1 protein-coding gene is annotated in these 1,051 nt (G+C 61.9%); it reads right to left on the bottom strand.

Annotated elements, in window-relative coordinates; genetic code table 11:
• Positions 1 to 645, bottom strand: a 645-nt coding sequence (locus tag HMPREF2826_RS02810) for an APC family permease (protein ID WP_148138312.1), incomplete at its 3' end; no start/stop codon positions are given.
• Positions 646 to 1,051 lie beyond the last annotated feature (406 nt).

Here is a 1,051-nt window from a genome sequence, read left to right as displayed (position 1 = left end):
GTTGGAGACCTGCGAGAACACGGGCATGGCGTTGTCGGGAGAGCCCGTCATGAACGAGATGACCATGGCGAGGATCATGCCTGCGAGCAGGGCCTTCGTCAGGAAGCTCGACAGCTTGGCGGCCGCCCCGGCGCCCTTGAAGTTGAGGAAGATCACCAGCACCGCAAAGCCCAGGGCGATGACCGTCGGCCAGAGGTAGACGTCGGCGCCCAGGATCGTGTAGAGCTTGACCGACGTGAGCCAGTTAAGGGCGGGGAACTTGGCAAAGCGGTCCGTGAGCAGGGTCGATATCGCGATGGCCTCCCAGGGGCACAGGGGCGCGTTGCCGAGCAGGAGCATCCAGCCCGTCAGGAAGCCGAGCTTGCGCCCATACGTGCGGTCAACGTACTCGATGATGCCGCCCGAGATGGGTATCGCGGCCGTGAGCTCGCCAAAGACGCAGCCGATGGGAACCAGGAAGATAGAGCCGAGCATAAAGGCGATTATCGCCGGAAACGGCCCTCCCCCCATCACCATCCAGTTGCCTACGAGAAGAACCCAGCCGGTTCCGATGATGGCCCCGAACCCGATGGTGAAGAAGTTGAAGAGCGTCAGCTCCTTCTTCATGCCACCGGAACCGGCGGGCGTTATCTCCTTGTCTGACATGCATCCCTCCCTATCCGTAAGTGGGCCGATGGTGCGCAGGCCCCTTGCGCGGCGTGCGCACGTAGGAGAGAGTAAGAAGTTTTTTTCCGGGCGCGCGTCGCAGGCCCACAGGCGCCGTGTCTCGCAAGACCATCGGGCACAAAGTCCCGAGCAACGGACGACGAGTGACAGAAAACCTTAAGTTATATTTAACTAACTTTTCCCTGCGTCCCGCATCATTCGCGTCTGAGATACCCTATGCGAGGGCCGCCTCATGTTCGCAGTGGCGGGTGACGCGCCAAGGGGGGCGGCATGGATGACGACAGGCGGGACGGGGCGACGGGGCAGGGCATGCGCAAGAGTCTCTCGCTCTGGAACTTCTTTACCATGGGCTTCGGGGCCATCATCGGAACCGGCTGGGTTCTTC

It is taken from the genome of Olsenella sp. HMSC062G07, assembly GCF_001811895.1.
GTDB lineage: Bacteria > Actinomycetota > Coriobacteriia > Coriobacteriales > Atopobiaceae > Olsenella_F > Olsenella_F massiliensis.
The sequence above is the reverse complement of the archived record's forward strand: the minus strand, read 5'-3'. Positions and strand labels throughout refer to the sequence as shown.